Consider the following 18,195-nt stretch of genomic DNA (forward strand, 5'->3'; position numbering starts at 1 on the left):
GCCGATGGTACTGCAGGGGGGACCCTGTGGGAGAGTAGGACGCCGCCGAACAATCATTCCGAAAAGACCCCCTCCCGTCCGGGAGGGGGTCTTTTCGCGTTTCCGGGGTTTCAGGCCTCAGAGCTGGAGTTTGAATCCGAGGTGTGACGGGACGAAGCCGAGCTTCTCGTAGAAGCGGTGGGCGTCGGTGCGGGTCGCGTCGGAGGTGAGCTGGACGAGGTCGGCGCCGAGTTCGCGGGAGCGCTCGATCGCCCACTGGATCAGTTCGGTGCCGAGGCCGCTGCCCCGTTCGTCGGCGTGGATGCGGACGGCCTCGATGATGGTCCGGGTGGAGCCCTTCCGGGAGAGGCCGGGGATCACGGTCAGCTGTAGGGTGCCGACGGTTCGGCCGGCGCGCTCGGCGGCGACCAGGTGCTGGTGCGGGTCGCCGTCGATGCGGGCGAAGGCGGCACGGTACGGCGTGAGGTCGTCGGGGCTCTCGCGGGTGGCCCCCAGGGCGTCGTCGGCGAGCATGGCCACTATCGCGGGCAGGTCCTCTTCGGTGGCCCGGCGGATCGTCAGATCAGTCATGATCAGAGGATAGGCAGGCCTTCCCAGTCGCCCACCCCTCCGCCGCCACCGCCCGTAGCACCCCTTCAGGCCCCTTCTCGGGGGTGATGCGCTGTCACTCCCCGGGCTTGGCGCTGGTGATGACGGCGAAGACGGCGCCGTGCGGGTCGTGGAACTGGGCGAGGCGGCCCACGCCGTGGACGTCCATGGCGGGGATCCGCACGGTGGCCCCGAGTTTGTCGGCGATGGCGAGGCTGGCGTCCACGTTGGGGACCTCGAAGTAGGGGAGCCAGTGCGAGGAGGTGCCGGCGGCGGTCTGCTCGGGGCCGAGCTGCACGATGCCGCCGTGGGCGTCGTCGCTGCCGGCGCCGGCGGGGGTGAGGACGGTGTAGGAGGTGCCTTCGAGCGGGACGTCCTGTTCCTGCCAGCTGAAGACGGTCCGGTAGAAGGTCTTGGCGCGTTCGGCGTCGACGCTGTGGCACTCGGCCCAGCAGAGGCTGCCCTCCTCGTTGACGAGGTCCAGGCCGCGGGTGTCGTGCGGCTGCCAGACGGCGAACTCGGCGCCGGTCGGGTCGGTGTAGCCGGCCATCCGGCCCGCGGCGAAGACGTCGAAGGGGGTGAACCGGACGTGCCCGCCGGCCTGTTCGACGAGTTCGGTGGTGCGGTCGGCGTCGAGGGTGGAGAAGTACAGCGTCCAGGCGGGCACGGAGCCCTCCTCGGCGAGCGGGCCGAGGGCGGCGACCGTCCGGCCGTCGAGCTGGAAGAAGCCGTACCCGCCGGCCTCGGGGCCGGCCGGGTCGAAGGTCCAGCCGAACAGGGCGGTGTAGAAGTCGACGGAGGCCCGGGTGTCGGGACTGCCCAGGTCGAGCCAGTCGGGGGAGCCGGGGCGGAAGGCGGTGTTGAGCATGGGCACTGCTCCTCGGACGGGGCCCGTGCGGGCGCGATCGTGCCCCCCTGCCCCTCCCAGCCTGGCACCTGCGCGGGGGCGCTGCACGGTGGGGCCCGGAGGCGGTCCCGGCGCGGGGCCGTGCCGGCGCGGGTGCGGGCTTGTCGTAGCCGGGCGGTACGGTGCGTAACGGAAAGGTCCACCCGTACCGGTCGAAGGGGGTCCCGGTGACCAGGCAGGCGCAGTCGGGGCAGGAGGCGCCGCGCCAGCTCGCGCAGGTCGAGGGCGTGCTGGAGCGGATCACGTACGCCAACGAGGAGACCGGTTACACGGTGGCCCGGGTGGACACGGGCCGGGGCGCGAACGACCTGCTGACGGTGGTGGGCGCGCTGCTGGGCGCGCAGGTGGGGGAGTCGCTGCGGCTGCACGGGCGGTGGGGCTCGCATCCGCAGTACGGGCGGCAGTTCACGGTGGAGAACTACACGACGGTACTGCCGGCGACGGTGCAGGGCATCCAGCGGTACCTGGGTTCGGGGCTGATCAAGGGGATCGGGCCGCGGTTCGCCGAGCGGATCGTGGAGCGCTTCGGGGTGGACACCCTGGAGGTGATCGAGAACGAGCCGGGCCGGCTGATCGAGGTGCCGGGGCTGGGGCCGAAGCGGACGAAGAAGATCGCGGCGGCCTGGGAGGAGCAGAAGGCCATCAAGGAGGTGATGGTCTTCCTCCAGGGGGTCGGGGTGTCGACCTCGCTCGCGGTGCGGATCTACAAGCAGTACGGGGACGCCTCGATCGGGGTGGTGAGGAACGAGCCGTACCGGCTGGCGTCGGACGTGTGGGGGATCGGTTTCCTGACGGCGGACCGGATCGCCCAGGCGGTGGGGATCCCGCACGACAGCCCGGAGCGGGTGAAGGCGGGGCTGCAGTACGCGCTGTCGCAGAGCAGCGACCAGGGGCACTGCTACCTGCCGGAGGAGCGGCTGATCGCGGACGGCGTGAAGCTGTTGCAGGTGGACGTGGGGCTGGTGATCGACTGCCTGGCGGAGCTGGTCGCGACGGAGGGGGTGGTGCGGGAGTCGGTGCCGGGGGAGGCGGGCGAGCCGATCGCCGCGGTGTACCTGGTGCCGTTCCACCGGGCGGAGATCTCGCTTGCCAACCAGCTGCTGCGGCTGCTGCGTTCGGATTCCGACCGGATGCCGTGGTTCGGCGGGGTGGACTGGCCGGTGGCGCTGGAGTGGCTGGCGAAGCGCACCGGGGCGGAGCTCGCGCCGGAGCAGGAGCAGGCGGTGCGGCTGGCGCTGACCGAGCGGGTCGCGGTGCTGACGGGTGGTCCGGGCTGCGGCAAGTCGTTCACGGTGAAGTCGATCGTGACGCTGGCGCTGGCCAAGCGGGCGAAGGTGGTGCTGGCGGCGCCGACCGGGCGGGCGGCGAAGCGGCTGGCGGAGCTGACCGGGGCGGAGGCCTCGACGGTGCACCGGCTGCTGGAGCTGAGGCCGGGCGGGGACGCCGCGTACGACCGGGACCGGCCGCTGGACGCCGATCTGGTGGTGGTGGACGAGGCCTCGATGCTGGATCTGATCCTGGCGAACAAGCTGGTCAAGGCGGTGCCGCCGGGGGCGCACCTGCTGTTCGTGGGGGACGTGGACCAGTTGCCGTCGGTGGGCGCCGGCGAGGTGCTGCGGGACCTCCTGGCGGAGGGCGGCCCGATCCCGTCGGTGCGGCTGACCAGGATCTTCCGGCAGGCCCAGCAGTCGGGGGTGGTGACGAACGCGCACCGGATCAACGAGGGGAGGCCGCCGCTGACGGACGGTCTGCCGGACTTCTTCCTGTTCGCGGAGGACGACGCGGAGCTGGCGGCCGGTCTGACGGTGGACGTGGTGGCGCGGCGGATCCCGCAGCGGTTCGGCTTCGACCCGCGGCGGGACGTCCAGGTGCTGGCGCCGATGCACCGGGGGCCGGCCGGGGCGGGGAACCTGAACACGCTGCTCCAGGGGGCGGTGACGCCGGCCCGGGAGGGGCTGGCGGAACGGCGGTTCGGCGGGCGGACGTTCAGGGTCGGGGACAAGGTCACGCAGGTGCGCAACAACTACGACAAGGGGCGCAACGGGGTCTTCAACGGCACCGTGGGGGTGGTGACCGCCCTCAGCGTGGACGACCAGCGGTTGACGGTGCTCACCGACGAGGACGAGGAGGTGCCGTACGACTTCGACGAACTGGACGAGCTGGCCCACGCGTACGCGGTGACGATCCACCGCTCGCAGGGCAGCGAGTACCCGGTGGTGGTGATTCCGGTCACCATGTCCGCTTGGACGATGCTCCAGCGAAACCTGCTCTACACCGCTGTGACCAGGGCTAGGAAACTGGTGGTGCTGGTGGGGTCACGGAAGGCGATCGCCCAGGCCGTACGGAACGTCAGTGCAGGTCGACGGCATGCGGCGCTCGATCATCGGCTGGCAACTGGATGATTATCCAACAGGATGGTTGCCTCTAATGTTCTCTTGACGTGAAGAGATTTACGGCAGAGCCTAGGGTGGTGCCGATCTTGTCCGGTTCGTACCGGCTGCGGCGGCAGGTTTTGTAGGGGCGGGCCCTTTCGGGCCACCCCGGGTGCGCGGCTGTCCTCCAGATGGGGGATGGTAGAGACAGTCAGGGCACCTTGGAAGAGGATTCATTTCGTCGGTGAGGAAGACGTGAGCGACAACTCGGTAGTACTGCGGTACCAGGACGGCGAGTACGAGTACCCCGTCGTCGAGAGCACTGCGGGCAACGCCGGCTTCGACATCTCGAAGCTGCTCCCGCAGACCGGCCTGGTCACCCTGGACAACGGCTTCGGTAACACCGCCGCGTACAAGTCCGCGATCACCTTCGTGGACGGTGACAACGGCATCCTGCGGTACCGCGGCTACCCGATCGAGCAGCTCGCAGGACAGGGCGGCTTCATCGAGACCGCGTACCTCCTGATCAACGGTGAGCTGCCCGACGCGGGCCAGCTGGCCGAGTTCAACCGCGAGATCACCCAGCACACCCTGCTGCACGAGGACGTCAAGCGCTTCTTCCAGGGTTTCCCGCGGGACGCCCACCCGATGGCGATGCTGTCCTCGGTGGTCGGCGCGCTGTCCACGTTCTACCCGGAGAGCCACAACCCGTTCGACGCGGGCCAGCGCCACCTGTCGACCGTCCGCCTGCTGGCCAAGCTGCCGACGATCGCCGCCTACGCGTACAAGAAGGCGATGGGCCAGCCCTTCGTCTACCCGCGCAACGACCTGAGCTACGTCGAGAACTTCCTGCGGATGACCTTCGCGGTCCCCGCCGAGGACTACGAGCTCAACCCGGTCATCGTCAACGCCCTGGACAAGCTGCTCATCCTGCACGCGGACCACGAGCAGAACTGCTCGACCTCCACCGTGCGCCTGGTCGGCTCCAGCCACGCCAACCTGTTCGCCTCGATCTCGGCGGGCATCTCGGCGCTCTGGGGCCCGCTGCACGGCGGCGCCAACCAGGCCGTGCTGGAGATGCTGGAGAGCATCCAGAAGGACGGCGGCGACGTCGACGCGTTCATCACCAAGGTGAAGAACAAGGAAGCCGGCGTCAAGCTGATGGGCTTCGGCCACCGCGTCTACAAGGCCTTCGACCCGCGCGCCGCGCAGGTCAAGCTGCTCGCGCACGAGGTCCTCGGCCAGCTCGGCAAGAACGACGAGCTGCTGGACATCGCGCTCAAGCTGGAGGAGCACGCCCTCAAGGACGACTTCTTCATCTCGCGCAAGCTCTACCCGAACGTGGACTTCTACACCGGCCTGATCTACCGCGCCATGGGCTTCCCGACCAGCATGTTCACCGTGCTGTTCGCCCTCGGCCGGCTGCCGGGCTGGATCGCCCACTGGCACGAGATGATCAACGACCCGACCAGCCGGATCGGCCGTCCGCGCCAGATCTACACCGGCGTGGAGATCCGCGACTACGTCGCCCTCGGCGACCGCTGACGCTGCACCCGGAAGGGCCCGGCCGCACCTCGCGGCCGGGCCCTTCCGCGTCCCCGTGCGGTGGGCCCGGGTGGGCGCCCGCGCGGGGACGGAACCGTACGGCGCACGACTCCGGGGCCGGGCCGCAGCCGGGGACGGCCGCTCAAAGCGTCCCTGACCCGCCGCAACCCCGGCGCCGTGCGCGAAGGCCGTCAAGGTCGACGACCGTCCCGGGGCCCGCCGGAGCCCCGTCGGCGGCAGCCGGTGGAAGCGCGGGGACGCGTTGCCGTTCGTCGCGTCTCCGCCCACCGGAAAACTGCCGCACTACCAACCTAAGACGTATCAGGGTGCGAGAAGTTACGCCAGGGGGGTGTGAGCTGCCTCTCGCCACGCTCCGTGTGCGCGTCGTACCGCGCCCATACCACACGTTCCCCCGCGCGTGACGTCACCCTCCCCGCAGTCACGGCAACCGAGCGTGATAGGAATCGTGGCATTCCGGTACGGACCGTCCCGCACCCTCGCAGCGTGGCGGCGGAGCTGGGGAGGGAGTGCGCAGATGGCCAGGAACGTCGTTGTCACCGGCGGTGGCACGGGAATCGGGTACGAAGTCGCGCGGCGGTTCGCCGAGGCGGGCGAACGGGTCGTGATCGTGGGCCGCCGCCGCGCGGTCCTGGAGAAGGCCGCGGCGGACCTCGGACCGAACATCACCCCGCTGGTGTGCGATCTCGCCGACCCCGATGCCGTCGAGGCCGCGCTCGCCGAACTGCCCGAGCGGATCGACGTCCTGGTCAACAACGCCGGCAGCCGGGAGACCGTGATCGGCGCCGGGCCGCACGCCCTGCTGGCCCGCTGGCGCGGCGACTTCGAGCGCAACGTGCTGACCGTGGTGCTGCTCACCGAGTCGATCCGGGACCGGCTCACCCCCGGCGCCGGCCGGGTCGTCACCATCAGCTCGATCGCCGCCCTGCGCGGGGCTGGCTCGTTCGGCGCGGCGAAGGCCTCGCTGCACGCCTGGAACCACTTCCTGGCCGCCCAGTTGGGCACCTCCGGGATCACCGCCAACATCGTCGCGCCCGGGACGGTGGCCGGCACCGAGTTCTTCGGCCCGCGGCTGGACGAGGCCGAGGTCTCCCGCCGGGCGGCCCGCACCCTGCTGGGCCGGATCGGGGAGACCGGTGAGGTCGCGGCCGCGGTCCACTTCCTGGCCTCGCCCGAGGCCGGGTTCATCACCGGCGAGATCCTGCACTGCAACGGCGGCGAGCTGCTCGGGCGTTGACGCGTTTGACGCGTTGACACGGGGAAGGGCCGAGCGGGGCCGGGCCCTTCCCCGTGTCAACGCGGGCGCCTCGGCGCGGGTGGGTCAGGCGGGTTGGAAGCGGCGCAGCCGCAGGCTGTTGGTGACCACGAAGACCGAGGAGAAGGCCATCGCGGCGCCGGCGATCATCGGGTTGAGCAGCCCGGCGGCGGCCAGCGGGATCGCCGCCACGTTGTAGCCGAAGGCCCAGCACAGGTTGCCCTTGATCGTGCCGAGCGTGCGGCGGGAGAGCCGGATGGCGTCGGCCGCCGAGCGCAGGTCGCCGCGGACCAGGGTGAGGTCGCCGGCCTCGATCGCGGCGTCGGTGCCGGTGCCCATCGCCAGGCCGAGGTCGGCCTGGGCGAGCGCGGCCGCGTCGTTGACGCCGTCGCCGACCATCGCCACGGCCTTGCCCTCGGCCTGGAGCCGCTTGACGGTGTCGACCTTGTCCTCGGGCATGACCTCGGCGATGACGTGTTCCGGGGCGATGCCGACCTCGGCCGCGACGGCCTCGGCGACCGCCCGGTTGTCGCCGGTCAGCAGCACCGGGGTCAGGCCCAGTGCGCGCAGTCGGGCGATCGCCTCGGCGCTGGTCGGCCTGACCGCGTCCGCGACCTCCAGGACGGCCCGGGCCTCGCCGTCCCAGCCCACCGCGATCGCGGTCCGCCCGGCCGCCTCGGCCGCGGCCATGGCGCGGGCCAGAACGGGCGGCAGGTGCTGGGCCCGGTCGGCGAGTAGGGCCTCGCGCCCGGCGACCACCGCCCGGCCCTCGACGACGCCCTGCACGCCCCGCCCGGGGAGGTTCCGGAAGTCCTCGACCGGCGGCAGCCCGCCGGTCCGCTCCACGGCGGCGGTGGCGACGGCGGCGGCGATCGGGTGCTCGGAGGCGTGCTCCAGGGCGCCGGCCAGGCGCAGCGCCTCGGTCTCGCCGACGCCCTCGGCGGTGTGCACGGCGAGCAGGGTCATCCGGCCGGTGGTGACGGTGCCGGTCTTGTCCAGCACGACAGTGTCCACCCGGCGGGTGGTCTCCAGCACTTCGGGGCCCTTGATCAGGATGCCCAGCTGGGCGCCGCGGCCGGTGCCGACCATGAGTGCGGTCGGGGTGGCCAGGCCCAGGGCGCACGGGCAGGCGATGATCAGCACGGCCACGGCGGCGGTGAACGCCTCGGTGGGGCTGTTCGAGGCCAGCAGCCAGCCGACCAGGGTGGTGAGCGCGATCAGGATGACGACCGGGACGAAGACGGCGGAGATCCGGTCGGCGAGGCGCTGGGCGGCGGCCTTGCCGTTCTGGGCGTCCTCGACCAGCCTGGCCATCCGGGACAGCTGGGTGTCGGCGCCGATCCGGGTGGCTTCGACCACCAGGCGGCCGCCCGCGTTGACGGTGGCGCCGGTGACCTGGTCGCCGACGCCGACCTCGACCGGTACGGACTCGCCGGTCAGCATCGAGGCGTCGACCGCCGAGCCGCCCTCGACCACCACGCCGTCGGTCGCGATCTTCTCGCCCGGCCGCACCACGAACCGGTCGCCCACGGCCAGGCCGCCGACCGGGATCCGGACCTCGGCCCCGCCGCGCAGCACCGACACGTCCTTGGCGCCGAGGTCGAGCAGGGCGTGCAGGGCGGCCCCGGCCCGGCGCTTGGAGCGGGCCTCCAGGTGGCGGCCGAGCAGGATCAGCACGGTGACGGCGGCGGCCGTCTCCAGGTAGAGGGTGGACGAGGCGTCGGTGTCGCCGATCGCCAGTGAGAAGTCGTGGTGCATCCCGGGCATCCCGGCGTGGCCCCAGAACAGTGCCCAGAACGACCAGCCGAAGGCGGCCAGGGTGCCGAGCGAGACCAGGGTGTCCATGGTCGCGGCGCCGTGCCTGAGGTTGGTCCAGGCGGCGCGGTGGAACGGCAGGCCGCCGTAGACCACGACCGGGCCGGTGAGCGCGAAGGCCAGCCACTGCCAGTTGGCGAACTGGAGGGCCGGGATCATCGACAGCATGACCACCGGCACGCTGAGGACGGCGCTGATCAGCAGCCGGTCGTACAGCGGGTCGGCGGCGGGCCGGTCGGCACCGGCGGTGGCCCCCGCGTCGGGGCCGACGTGTGCGGGGCCGACGTGTGCGGGGCCGACGTGCGCGGGGGCGGCGGGGGCCGGGGGCGGCGGGAGTTCGGCGGTGTAGCCGGTGCGCTCGACCGTGGCGATCAGGTCCTCGACCGTCACCCCGGGGCCGTAGTCGACCCGGGCCTTCTCGGTGGCGAGGTTGACGGTGGCCTCGACGCCGTCCATCCGGTTGAGCTTCTTCTCGATCCGGGCCGCGCAGGAGGCGCAGGTCATGCCGCCGATCGACAGCTCGACCCGGTCCCTGGCCCCGGGTGTGCCCTGGACGCCGGGGGCGGTGGTGACCAGTTCGCTTCGCTCGCTCATGCGGATCGGCTCCTCGACAGCTCCTCGGTGGGGGGTGTACGGCGGGGTCCGCTGCCCGGGCCCCGCCGTACCGGGCAGGGCTTAGGCGCTGCGGCCGACCAGTTCGTAGCCGGCCTCGTCGACGGCGCTGCGGACCTGCTCGTCGTCCAGCGGGGCGAGGGAGGAGACCGTCACGGTGCCGGCCTTGGAGTCGGCGGCGACCTCGGTGACGCCGGTGAGGGCGGAGAGCTCCTCGCTGATCGCCTTCTCGCAGTGGCCGCAGCTCATGCCGGTCACGGTGTAGGTGGTGGTGCTGGACATCCGGGCCTCCGGGAGGTGGGGCGCCCCGGGCGTCGGCCCGGGTTCTACTCTGATAACACCATACCCCTCAGGGGTATTTCCGGGAGGAGTGGGTGAGGTGGCGCGCGTCACGGACGCGTGCGCCGGTCGAGAGTATGCGCCGGACCGCCTCAGGCCGGGGAGGCCGGTAGTTGGGCCGGGATCGGCGCGCGCTCGCGCCGGATCAGCAGCCGCAGCCAGAGCAGCCCGCCCAAGGAGACCACGAGCAGGCCGGCCGTGTCGTAGAAGGTGTACAGGTGCACCTGCTCGCTGGTGGGGTCGGGCATGTGGCCGAGCTCGAACAGCGCGCGCTGCCAGGAGCTCGCGGTGGTCTTGGCGACCAGCCAGACGGCGATCCCGCTCGTGCTGTCCCAGAGCGCGTGCAGCAGCGATACGCCCAGGTAGGTGACGATGACCGGGGCGGTGAAGCGGAACCGCCCGCCGCGGCGCTCGCTGAACAGCACCCCGCCGATGATCGCCGTCCACAGGATGTGGCCGACCGGCGAGAGCACCCCGCGCAGGATCTCCGTCTCGACCAGGTCCTCGAGCGAAAGCCCCTGGATGCTCAGCACGGCGTTGAACGCGTATCCGGCGCTCTCGAACGCGGCGAACCCCGCGCCGACGGTGGCGCCGAGCACCAGCCCGTGCCGCAGTCCGCTGACCCGCAGCCGGCGGCTCACCATGACCAGGGCGGCGAGCTTGGCCGCTTCCTCGATCAGGCCGACGGTGACGTACATCCACGCCGAGGGCGAGACCAGGTAGCTCTCCAGCACCGAGGCGCCCAGGATGCCGATGATGCCGCCGATGCCGAAGCAGACGAAGATCCGGTCCGGGCCGAGGTCGCCGGCGTAGCGCTCGTAGGCCCAGATCACCAGGGTGGCCGGGACCAGGAAGCTGCCGAGCAGCACGACCGTCGGGACCAGGTTGCTGTTCCCGGTGAGGAACGTGACGGTGACGGTGGCGCCCCAGAGCAGCAGGCCGACGGCGAAGAACCGCAGCCAGTGGTCGGACGTGGCCGTCGTACGGGCCGGGGGGTCGGAGATGCGGGGGGTGTTGCGGTAGCCGGACACCGGTCGGAGCCTCCTCGGGGTAGCCGCTTTGGTCGAACTGTATGACAAATAGGGTATTTCGGGGCGATCGGGGTCATCGTCCGGTGGGTCGGCGGCCGTGGCGGCCGGAAGCGGGGCAGGCGGATGGGTGGGCGCCGCGAACGTCCCTTATGTTCGATATGTGTTCCCGACCCGCCGCGCCCAGTCCCCCTCGGCCCCCAGCGCCGCCGGGCTGCCGCCGGACCGGCGGCGCGGCGCCCTGCTGGCCGCCGACCTCCAGGACGTGCCGTTCTGGCGGCGGGCCAGCCCGGCGCTGCTCGCCGTGCTCCTGGTCGCACTCGCTGACCTCCTTTCCGGCAAGGACCGCTACCTCGCACCGCTGATGACCGTCGTCCCGGCCGTCGCCGCGCTCACCCTCAGACCCGGCGAACTGATCGCCGTCTGCTCGCTCGGCCTGCTCACGGTCTTCGGACTCAGCCACTACGACGAGGTCGACAACATCAACGACGCACGCTTCCTTTACGGTGCGATGGTCAGCTACGCCGTGTTGACGCTCTTCTCCGCCTGGGTCGCCAAGGTCCGGATGCGGCGCGCGGCGGCCTTCGCGGCCGTCAGCTCCGTCGCCGAGGCCGCCCAGCGGGCCCTGCTGCAACTGCCCGGGCCGGCCGTCGGGCCGCTGCGGCTGGCCGTCCGGTACGTGTCGGCGGCCGACGCCTCACGCATCGGCGGGGACCTGTACTCGGTGCTGGAGACGCCGCACGGCACCCGGGTCGCGGTCGGGGACGTCCGGGGCAAGGGGCTCGCCGCCGTGCAGACCGCGGCCGTGGTGCTGGGCGCGTTCCGCGAGGCCGCGTACGACGAGGCGGGGCTGCGGGGCGTCGCGGCGCGGATCGAGGCCAGCGTCGAGCGGCACGTCCCGGACGGGGAGTTCACCACCGCGCTGTTCGCGGAGTTCCGCACGCCCGGGGTGATGGAACTGCTGCAGTACGGGCACGTCCCGCCGATCCGGGTCGACGGCGACGGACGGGCGCACGTGCTGGACGCCCCCGACCCCTGGGTGCCGCTGGGCCTCGGACGGCTGGCGGCCGGCGAACCGGCCAGCTGGGACCAGCCGTTCGGGGCGGAGGACGTGCTGGTGCTCTGCACGGACGGGGTGGTCGAGGCGCGGCACCGCAAGAGCGGGGAGTTCTACCCGCTGGCCGAGCGGGTCGGGCCGCTGGTGCGGGGCGCCGCGCGGTCGGAAGGGGACCTGGAGGCGGCGGTGGGGCGGGTGTACGCGGATCTGCTCGCGCACACGGGCGGGGAGCTGCGGGACGACGCCCTGCTGCTGCTGATCGCCAGGACGGACGGCTGAGGGCCGGCTGACTCCTCCGCCTCCCCCTCCTCCGCCTCCCCCTCCGTCTCCTTCTCCTCCGCCGGCTTCTCCTCACTCCTCGCGCGGGCGCCCGCGCGAGGAGACGGTGCCTCAGGACGCGGTGACGTCGGCGAGGGCGCGGAAGAGGAGGGCGGTGGAGGTGGCGCCCGGGTCCTGGTGGCCGATGCTGCGCTCGCCGAGGTAGGAGGCGCGGCCCTTGCGGGCCTGGAGGGGGACGGTGTCGCGGGCGCCCTGGTCGGCGGCGTCGGCGGCCGCGGCGGCGGCCTCGGGGAGGGCGGCCCCGGCGGCGGCCGCGGCGCGGAAGGCGGCGACGGCCGGGGTGTAGGCGTCGACGATGGTCTTGTCCCCGGGGGCGGCCTTGCCGAGGGCGCGGACGGCGTCCAGGCCGGCCGCCAGTGCCTCGGCGACGGCGGCCGGGCCGACCGGGCCGACCGGGCCGACCGGGCCGACCGGATCGGGTAGGGCGGCGGGGTCGGGCAGGGCGGGATCAGGCAGAGCGGCGCCGATGGCGCGGAAGGCCTTGCCGTAGAGCGGGCCGGAGGCGCCGCCGACCTTGGAGATCAGCGTGCTGCCCACCTTGGTGAGCACGGCGCCCGGGCCGGCCGGCCGGAGGCCGTCGAGGGCGGCCAGGGCGGCGGAGAAGCCGCGTTGGAGATTGCTGCCGTGGTCACCGTCGCCGATCGCCGAGTCCAGCTCGGTGAGCCGGCCCTGCTCCTCCTCGACGGCGGCGGCGATCGCTCGGACCCAGGCCTCGGCGAGGGGGGTGTCGAAGTCCATGTCGTCTCCCGGCTCAGGCCCGCTTGAGGGCGGGGGTGTCGACGGGCGCGTCCCACAGCTCCAGCAGCTGCGCGTCGGCCTTGGTGAGGGTGAGCGAGAAGCCCGCCATGTCCAGGCTGGTGACGTAGTTGCCGACCAGGCTGCGGGCCACCGTGATGCCGCGCTCGGCGAGCCGGGCGGCGACCTCGCCGTAGGCGATGTACAGCTCCAGCAGGGGGGTCGCGCCGAGGCCGTTGAGCAGGGCGATCACCTCGTCACCCGAGTTCAGGTGGTGGTCGGCGAGGATGGTGTCGACCACCTCGGCGGCCAGTTCGCGGGCCGGGCGCAGCTTCTCGCGGCGGCGGCCGGGCTCGCCGTGGATGCCGACGCCGACTTCGATCTCGTCCTCGGGCAGGTCGAAGCCGGGCTTGCCGGCGGCTGGGACGGTGGCCGAGGTGAGCGCGATGGCGAAGGAGCGGGAGGCGGCGTTGACCCGCTCGCCCAGGGCGGCCACCTCGTCGAGCGGGGCGCCGCGTTCGGCCAGCGCCCCGGTGGCCTTCTCGACCAGGACGGTCGCGCCGGTGCCGCGGCGGCCGGCCGTCCAGGTGGAGTCCTCGACCGCGACGTCGTCGTCGACCAGGACGGTGCGGACCTCCAGGCCCTCCTCGGCGGCGAGCTCGGCGGCGAGCTCGAAGTTCATCACGTCGCCGGTGTAGTTCTTCACGACGAAGACGACGCCGGCGCCGCTCTCCACGGCCTTGGCGGCGGCCAGCATCTGGTCCGGCACCGGGGAGGTGAAGACCTCGCCGGGGCAGGCCGCGTCCAGCATGCCGGGGCCGACGAAGCCGCCGTGCAGCGGCTCGTGGCCGGAGCCGCCGCCGGAGATCACCGCGACCTTGGGCCCGGCCGGGCGGGCGGCCCGGGTGATCACCCGGTTGGGGATGTCCACCGTCAGCTCGGGGTGGGCGGCGGCGACTCCGGCCAGCGCGTCCTCCAGGACGCTCTCCGGGGTGTTGATCAGCTTCTTCAACGCTCTTCGCTCCCTTGTGGCGGGTCGTAGGCCGTGGACGCTGCCCCGACGCTACGCCAGACGGGGGTGTCGGGCACGGGGTGCGACACGCGGGTTCTGGTCACTCTCCCGGAGTAGCGGCGTCGGCCGTGGGGTCGGTCGTAGGGTCGGGCGCATGAGCGAACACGTGGGTATCGTCCTGGTCTCGCACAGTGCCCGACTGGCCGCCGGGCTGCGCGAGCTGCTCGCCGAACTCGCCTCGGACGGTGTGCGGGTGGTGTGCGCGGCGGGCACGGAGGACGGCGGGCTCGGCACCAGCTACGACCTGATCGCGCGGGCCGTCGCCGAGGCGGACGGCGGGGCGGGCGTGGTCGTGCTGCCGGACCTCGGCAGCTCGGTGCTCACCGCCGTCACGGTGCTGGAGGACGAGCCGCGCCCGGGCGTGCGGCTGGTGGACGCGCCGTTCGTGGAGGGCGCGGTGGCTGCCGCCGTCACCGCCTCGACCGGGGCGGCGCTGGCCGAGGTGGTCGCGGCGGCCGAGGAGGCCCGCTCGTTCCGGAAGTGGTGACGCCGCAGCTGTGAAGTTGTGGCAGTGAGGCCGCAGCCGCGAAAGGGTAGCCGCGAAGTCGCGGCGGTGAAGCCGTCGCGGCTACTTGGCGTCGGCGTAGCAGTCCACCACCGCCGTGGTGAGCGGGAAGCGGACCGGGGTGTCGCCGAACACCAGGCGGCGGGCCTCGTCGGCCGCCTCGGTGACCGCGGCGGCCACCTCGTCGGCGAGGTTGGCCGGGGTGTGCACGATCACCTCGTCGTGCTGGAAGAACACCAGGTGCGGGCGGTCCGCCGGGCTGGCCGCCGGGAGGTCGCCCAGTCGGCGGCGCAGGGCGGCGAGCAGGGCGAGTGCCCAGTCGGCGGCGCTGGCCTGGATGACGAAGTTGCGGGTGAAGCGGCCGCGGGCGCGGGCCTGCCGGCCGCCGGCCTCGCCGGCGGTGTCGGGGGCCTCGGTGAGGTCGAGGAACTCGGCGGAGGCGGGCGGGCAGACCCGGCCCAGCCGGGAGGCGACCACGCCGCCGTCCTCGCCGGTGCGGGCGGCGGCCTCGACGTAGCCCATCGCGGCGGGGTAGCGGTGGCGCAGGGTGTTCAGCAGCGGGCCGATGTCGCCGCTGGTCTGCCCGTACATGGCGCCGAGCAGGCCGAGTTTGGCCTTGTCGCGGTCGCCCTGGAAGGCGTTGGCGGCCAGTGCCTCGTACAGGTCGCCGCCGGCGGCGGTGCGGGCCAGCCCGGCGTCCTGGGAGAGGGCGGCGAGCACCCGGGGCTCCAACTGGGCGGCGTCGGCGACGACCAGCAGCCAGCCCGGGTCGGCGACGACGGCGCGGCGCAGGATGCGCGGGATCTGCAGCGCGCCGCCGCCGCGGCTGGCCCAGCGCCCGGAGACCACGCCGCCGACCACGTACTCGGGCCGGAACCGGCCGCCGCGGGCCCAGGCGTCCTGCCAGGCCCAGCCGTGCGCGGCGTGGATCCGGGACAGCTCCTTGTAGCGGATCAGCAGCGCGGCGGCCGGGTGGGCGACGCCCTTGAGCTCCCAGGAGCGGGTGGAGCCGAGCTGGATGCCGTTCTCGGCGAAGGCGCGTAGCACCTGGGTGTGCGAGTCGGGGTTGAACGGGCGCCCGCCGAGGGCCTGTTGGAGTTCGGCGGCGAGGTCGGCGAGCAGTCTCGGCTGGGCGCCGGGGACGGTCGGGCGCGGGCCGAGGAGTTCGGTGAGCAGCCGGTCGTGGACATCGGCGCGCCAGGGCAGCCCGTCGTACGCGATCTCGGCGGCGACCAGCGCGCCGGCGGACTCGGCGGCGACCAGCAGCCGGAACCGGTGCCGGGCGGCCGGGTCGGCGATCGCGGCGAGCCGGCGCTGCTGTTCGGCGTGGACGGCGACGACGGCGGTCAGCGGGTCGGCGCCGGGCGGCAGTTGCAGCCGGTCGGGGGCGAACAGGGTGTCCTGCCCGTCGTCGGCCTCGGCGGAGCCGGGCTCGGGCAGGTCGTCCGGGACGGGCAGGCCGCGCAGCCGGGACCAGGCGGCGCCGAGCGAGCGCGGCGCGCCGAACCGGCCTTCGTGCGCCAGCAGCAGGGCCTCGACCAGGCGCAGGTCGTGGCAGCGGGCGAGCCGGTCGGGCAGCCGGGGAAGCAGCGGCGCGTAGGCGCTGTCGGTGGCGGCCCACACCCAGCGGGGGTGGCCTGAGGCCTCCCGGGCGGCGACGGCGGCGGCGAGGTCGGGGACCGTCTCGGGCGGGCCGAGCGGGGTGCCGGCGTCGTCGAGCGGCTGGAGCCGGCCGCCGGGGCCGTGCGGGTCGGGGGCGAGGGCCGTCCTGGGTGCCACGGGGGCTTCTCCTCTCCGGCGCGCTGTTCGGGCGTGCGGGTACGGGCACGGGTGTGCGGTCGTTCGGGTGTCCGGGCTCGACGTTAACGGGTGGGTACGACAACGGGGGGCGGGGGCGCATAGGCAGGGTGGGTGACACGGCGTATGGTCGGCGAAATGACCGAGAACCCCTTCTTCAAGCCCAGCACCCTGGTCTACGAACTGCCGCCCTTCGCCGAGATCCGGCCGGAGCACTTCCTGCCCGCGTACGAGCGCGGGATGGCGGAGCAGCTGGCAGAGATCGCGGCGATCACCGCGGATCCGCAGCCGCCGACGCCGGACAACACGCTGGTCGCCCTGGAGCGTTCCGGGGAACTGTTGCGCCGGGTGGACGCGGTGTTCCGCAACCAGTCGGCCTCGGACACCAGCGAGCTGGTCGACGAGGTGGACGCGAAGGTGAGCCCGCTGCTGGCCGCGCACCACGACGCGATCCACCTGGACCGCGCGCTGTTCGCCCGGATCGAGGAGCTGTACGGGCGCCGCGCCGACCTGGGCCTGGACCCGGAGTCGCTGCGGCTGCTGGAGACCCGGCACACCCGTTTCGTCCGCGCCGGCGCCCGGCTGGGCGGGGCCGAGCAGGCCCGGCTGCGCGAGCTGAACGCCGAACTCGCGGCGCTCGGCACGACGTTCCAGCAGAACGTGAACGCCGCCACCAAGGCCGCCGCGCTGGTCGTGGACGCGGCCGAGGAGTTGGACGGGCTGTCCGCTGACGAGGTCGCCGGCGCTGCGGAGAACGCCCGGGTGCTCGGGCACGAGGGCCGGTTCGTGCTGTCCCTGAAGAGCACCTCCGGCCAGCCCGAACTGGCCCGGCTCACGGACCGGTCGGTGCGCGAGCGGCTGCTGGCGGCCTCGCTCGACCGGGGCCTGGCGGCCAACGGCCCGCTGGCGATCCGGATGGCCGGGCTGCGCGCCGAGCGGGCCGCGCTGCTGGGGCACCCGAGCCACGCCGCGTACGTGGTGGAGGGCGAGACCGCGGGCACCGTGGAGGCGGTGTCCGGGCTGCTGGCCCGGCTGGTGGGGCCGGCGGTGGCCAACGCCCGCCGGGAGGCCGCCGAGTTGGCCAAGGTGGCGGCCGCGGACGGCATCGAGGAGATCGCCGCGCACGACTGGGCGTACTACTCGGAGAAGGTCCGGCAGAGCTCCTACCAGGTGGACGCGGCGGTGCTGCGCCCGTACTTCGAGCTGGAGCGGGTGCTCCGGGACGGCGTGTTCTTCGCCGCGAAGCTGGCGTACGGGCTGACCTTCACCGAGCGGCCGGACCTGACGGCCTACCACCCGGACGCGCGGGTCTTCGAGGTGTTCGAGGAGGACGGCGGTTCGCTGGGCCTGTTCATCGGCGACTTCCACGCCCGGGCGTCCAAGCGCGGCGGCGCCTGGATGGACGAGCTGGTGAGCCAGTCGGGGCTGACCGGCCGGCGGCCGGTGGTGCTGAACAACCTGAACATCCCGCGCCCGGCGCCGGGCGAGCCGGTGCTGCTGGCCTGGGACGAGGTGCGCACGCTCTTCCACGAGTTCGGGCACGCGCTGCACGGGCTGTTCTCGGACGTGCGGTACCCGCTGTTCGCGGGCACCCTGGTGCCCCGGGACTTCGTCGAGTTCCCCTCGCAGGTCAACGAGATGTGGATGGTCCGGCCGGAGGTGCTGGCCAACTACGCGCGCCACCAGGTGACCGGGGAGTCGCTGCCGGCCGAGCTGGTCGAGCGGATGGTGGCGGCCGAGGGCTTCGGGGAGGGCTTCCGGACGGTGGAGTACCTGGCGGCGACGCTGCTGGACTGGGCCTGGCACACCGTGCCGCAGGGCCGGGAGATCGCGGACGCCGAGGAGTTCGAGGCGCGGGCGCTGGCGGAGGCCGGGATCGCGGTGCCGGCGATCCCGCCGCGCTACCGGACGGCCTACTTCCAGCACGTCTTCGCCAGCGGCTACAGCGCCGGGTACTACGCGTACATCTGGTCGGAGGTGCTGGACGCCGACACCGTGCAGTGGTTCGAGGGCAACGGGCGCGCGGTGCGGGAGAGCGGCGAGCTGTTCCGGCGCGAGCTGCTGGCGCGCGGCTACGGCCGGGACCCGCTGGAGTCCTTCCGCGCGGTGGTCGGCCGGGCGCCGGAGACCGGGCCGCTGCTGGCGCGGCGGGGCCTGGTCTAGGGCCTGCCCGGCGAAGGCCCTGGGCCTGCCCGGCTGCGGGCGGCCCCG

The 18,195-nt window shown here is 73.3% G+C and carries 14 protein-coding genes; 6 read left to right on the forward strand and 8 right to left on the reverse strand.

The genetic code is table 11. The features are described from left to right. Positions 1-117 precede the first annotated feature (117 nt). Both ACIPLC_RS06905 and ACIPLC_RS06910 read right to left on the reverse strand, forming a co-directional pair. Positions 118-570: a GNAT family N-acetyltransferase gene (locus ACIPLC_RS06905; RefSeq protein ID WP_400471812.1), complete on the reverse strand. Its 453-nt coding sequence runs from the start codon at positions 568-570 to the stop codon at positions 118-120. 94 nt (positions 571-664) lie between these two features. Further along, positions 665-1,456 carry a VOC family protein gene (locus ACIPLC_RS06910; protein WP_400471814.1) on the reverse strand — a complete coding sequence of 264 codons (792 nt, stop codon included), beginning with the start codon at positions 1,454-1,456 and terminating at the stop codon, positions 665-667. A gap of 206 nt (positions 1,457-1,662) precedes the next feature. On the opposite strand from ACIPLC_RS06910, the gene ACIPLC_RS06915 reads away from it, so the two are divergent. From ACIPLC_RS06915 to ACIPLC_RS06925, 3 genes are all read left to right on the forward strand, one after another. Continuing rightward, positions 1,663-3,897 (forward strand): ATP-dependent RecD-like DNA helicase, encoded by a 2,235-nt coding sequence (locus ACIPLC_RS06915; RefSeq protein WP_400471816.1) that lies wholly within the window; start codon positions 1,663-1,665, stop codon positions 3,895-3,897. A gap of 225 nt (positions 3,898-4,122) precedes the next feature. Beyond that, positions 4,123-5,412 (forward strand): citrate synthase, encoded by a 1,290-nt coding sequence (locus ACIPLC_RS06920; RefSeq protein ID WP_400471818.1) that lies wholly within the window; start codon positions 4,123-4,125, stop codon positions 5,410-5,412. 535 nt (positions 5,413-5,947) lie between these two features. Beyond that, a complete protein-coding gene (locus ACIPLC_RS06925) occupies positions 5,948-6,667 on the forward strand; it encodes an SDR family NAD(P)-dependent oxidoreductase (RefSeq protein ID WP_400471820.1) in 720 nt (239 codons plus the stop codon). Positions 6,668-6,751: 84 nt separating this feature from the next. Here the strand turns inward: ACIPLC_RS06925 and ACIPLC_RS06930 are convergent, their stop codons facing one another. The 3 genes from ACIPLC_RS06930 to ACIPLC_RS06940 all read right to left on the reverse strand — a co-directional run bounded on the left by ACIPLC_RS06930 (position 6,752) and on the right by ACIPLC_RS06940 (position 10,482). Next, positions 6,752-9,094: a heavy metal translocating P-type ATPase gene (locus ACIPLC_RS06930; RefSeq protein WP_400471822.1), complete on the reverse strand. Its 2,343-nt coding sequence runs from the start codon at positions 9,092-9,094 to the stop codon at positions 6,752-6,754. Positions 9,095-9,175: 81 nt separating this feature from the next. Further along, positions 9,176-9,505 (reverse strand): heavy-metal-associated domain-containing protein, encoded by a 330-nt coding sequence (locus ACIPLC_RS06935; protein WP_400471824.1) that lies wholly within the window; start codon positions 9,503-9,505, stop codon positions 9,176-9,178. A gap of 38 nt (positions 9,506-9,543) precedes the next feature. Continuing rightward, positions 9,544-10,482 (reverse strand): PrsW family intramembrane metalloprotease, encoded by a 939-nt coding sequence (locus ACIPLC_RS06940; protein ID WP_400471825.1) that lies wholly within the window; start codon positions 10,480-10,482, stop codon positions 9,544-9,546. A 160-nt stretch (positions 10,483-10,642) separates the two neighbouring features. Here ACIPLC_RS06940 and ACIPLC_RS06945 point away from each other — a divergent pair, with 160 nt between their 5' ends. Beyond that, entirely contained in the window at positions 10,643-11,815 is a 1,173-nt protein-coding gene (locus ACIPLC_RS06945) for a PP2C family protein-serine/threonine phosphatase (RefSeq protein WP_400471827.1), read from the forward strand. A gap of 111 nt (positions 11,816-11,926) precedes the next feature. Here ACIPLC_RS06945 and ACIPLC_RS06950 read toward each other — a convergent pair whose 3' ends face one another. Both ACIPLC_RS06950 and dhaK read right to left on the reverse strand, forming a co-directional pair. Continuing rightward, positions 11,927-12,613: a DAK2 domain-containing protein gene (locus tag ACIPLC_RS06950; RefSeq protein ID WP_400471829.1), complete on the reverse strand. Its 687-nt coding sequence runs from the start codon at positions 12,611-12,613 to the stop codon at positions 11,927-11,929. A gap of 13 nt (positions 12,614-12,626) precedes the next feature. After that, positions 12,627-13,622, reverse strand: coding sequence for a dihydroxyacetone kinase subunit DhaK (gene dhaK / locus ACIPLC_RS06955; RefSeq protein WP_400471830.1), 996 nt, complete (start codon positions 13,620-13,622; stop codon positions 12,627-12,629). Positions 13,623-13,776: 154 nt separating this feature from the next. Here dhaK and dhaM point away from each other — a divergent pair, with 154 nt between their 5' ends. Next, a complete protein-coding gene (gene dhaM, locus ACIPLC_RS06960) occupies positions 13,777-14,169 on the forward strand; it encodes a dihydroxyacetone kinase phosphoryl donor subunit DhaM (RefSeq protein ID WP_400471832.1) in 393 nt (130 codons plus the stop codon). Between the two features lie 81 nt (positions 14,170-14,250). Here dhaM and ACIPLC_RS06965 read toward each other — a convergent pair whose 3' ends face one another. Further along, the gene (locus tag ACIPLC_RS06965; protein WP_400471834.1) at positions 14,251-15,966 is read right to left on the reverse strand and encodes a bifunctional 3'-5' exonuclease/DNA polymerase; all 1,716 of its coding nucleotides are present in this window, start codon (positions 15,964-15,966) and stop codon (positions 14,251-14,253) included. A gap of 156 nt (positions 15,967-16,122) precedes the next feature. Here ACIPLC_RS06965 and ACIPLC_RS06970 point away from each other — a divergent pair, with 156 nt between their 5' ends. Next, a complete protein-coding gene (locus ACIPLC_RS06970) occupies positions 16,123-18,147 on the forward strand; it encodes a M3 family metallopeptidase (protein WP_400471836.1) in 2,025 nt (674 codons plus the stop codon). Positions 18,148-18,195 lie beyond the last annotated feature (48 nt).

Origin of the sequence: Kitasatospora sp. NPDC086801 (genome assembly GCF_044745805.1) — a bacterium.
Taxonomy (GTDB): domain Bacteria; phylum Actinomycetota; class Actinomycetes; order Streptomycetales; family Streptomycetaceae; genus Kitasatospora.

Bases quoted from the DNA above. Each gene is read 5' to 3' on its own strand.
- ACIPLC_RS06905 (WP_400471812.1), bottom strand. From the start codon at position 570: ATGACTGATCTGACGATCCGCCGGGCCACCGAAGAGGACCTGCCCGCG.
- ACIPLC_RS06910 (WP_400471814.1), bottom strand. From the start codon at position 1,456: ATGCTCAACACCGCCTTCCGCCCCGGCTCCCCCGACTGGCTCGACCTG.
- ACIPLC_RS06925 (WP_400471820.1), top strand. From the start codon at position 5,948: ATGGCCAGGAACGTCGTTGTCACCGGCGGTGGCACGGGAATCGGGTAC.
- ACIPLC_RS06930 (WP_400471822.1), bottom strand. From the start codon at position 9,094: ATGAGCGAGCGAAGCGAACTGGTCACCACCGCCCCCGGCGTCCAGGGC.
- ACIPLC_RS06950 (WP_400471829.1), bottom strand. From the start codon at position 12,613: ATGGACTTCGACACCCCCCTCGCCGAGGCCTGGGTCCGAGCGATCGCC.
- dhaM (WP_400471832.1), top strand. From the start codon at position 13,777: ATGAGCGAACACGTGGGTATCGTCCTGGTCTCGCACAGTGCCCGACTG.
- ACIPLC_RS06970 (WP_400471836.1), top strand. From the start codon at position 16,123: ATGACCGAGAACCCCTTCTTCAAGCCCAGCACCCTGGTCTACGAACTG.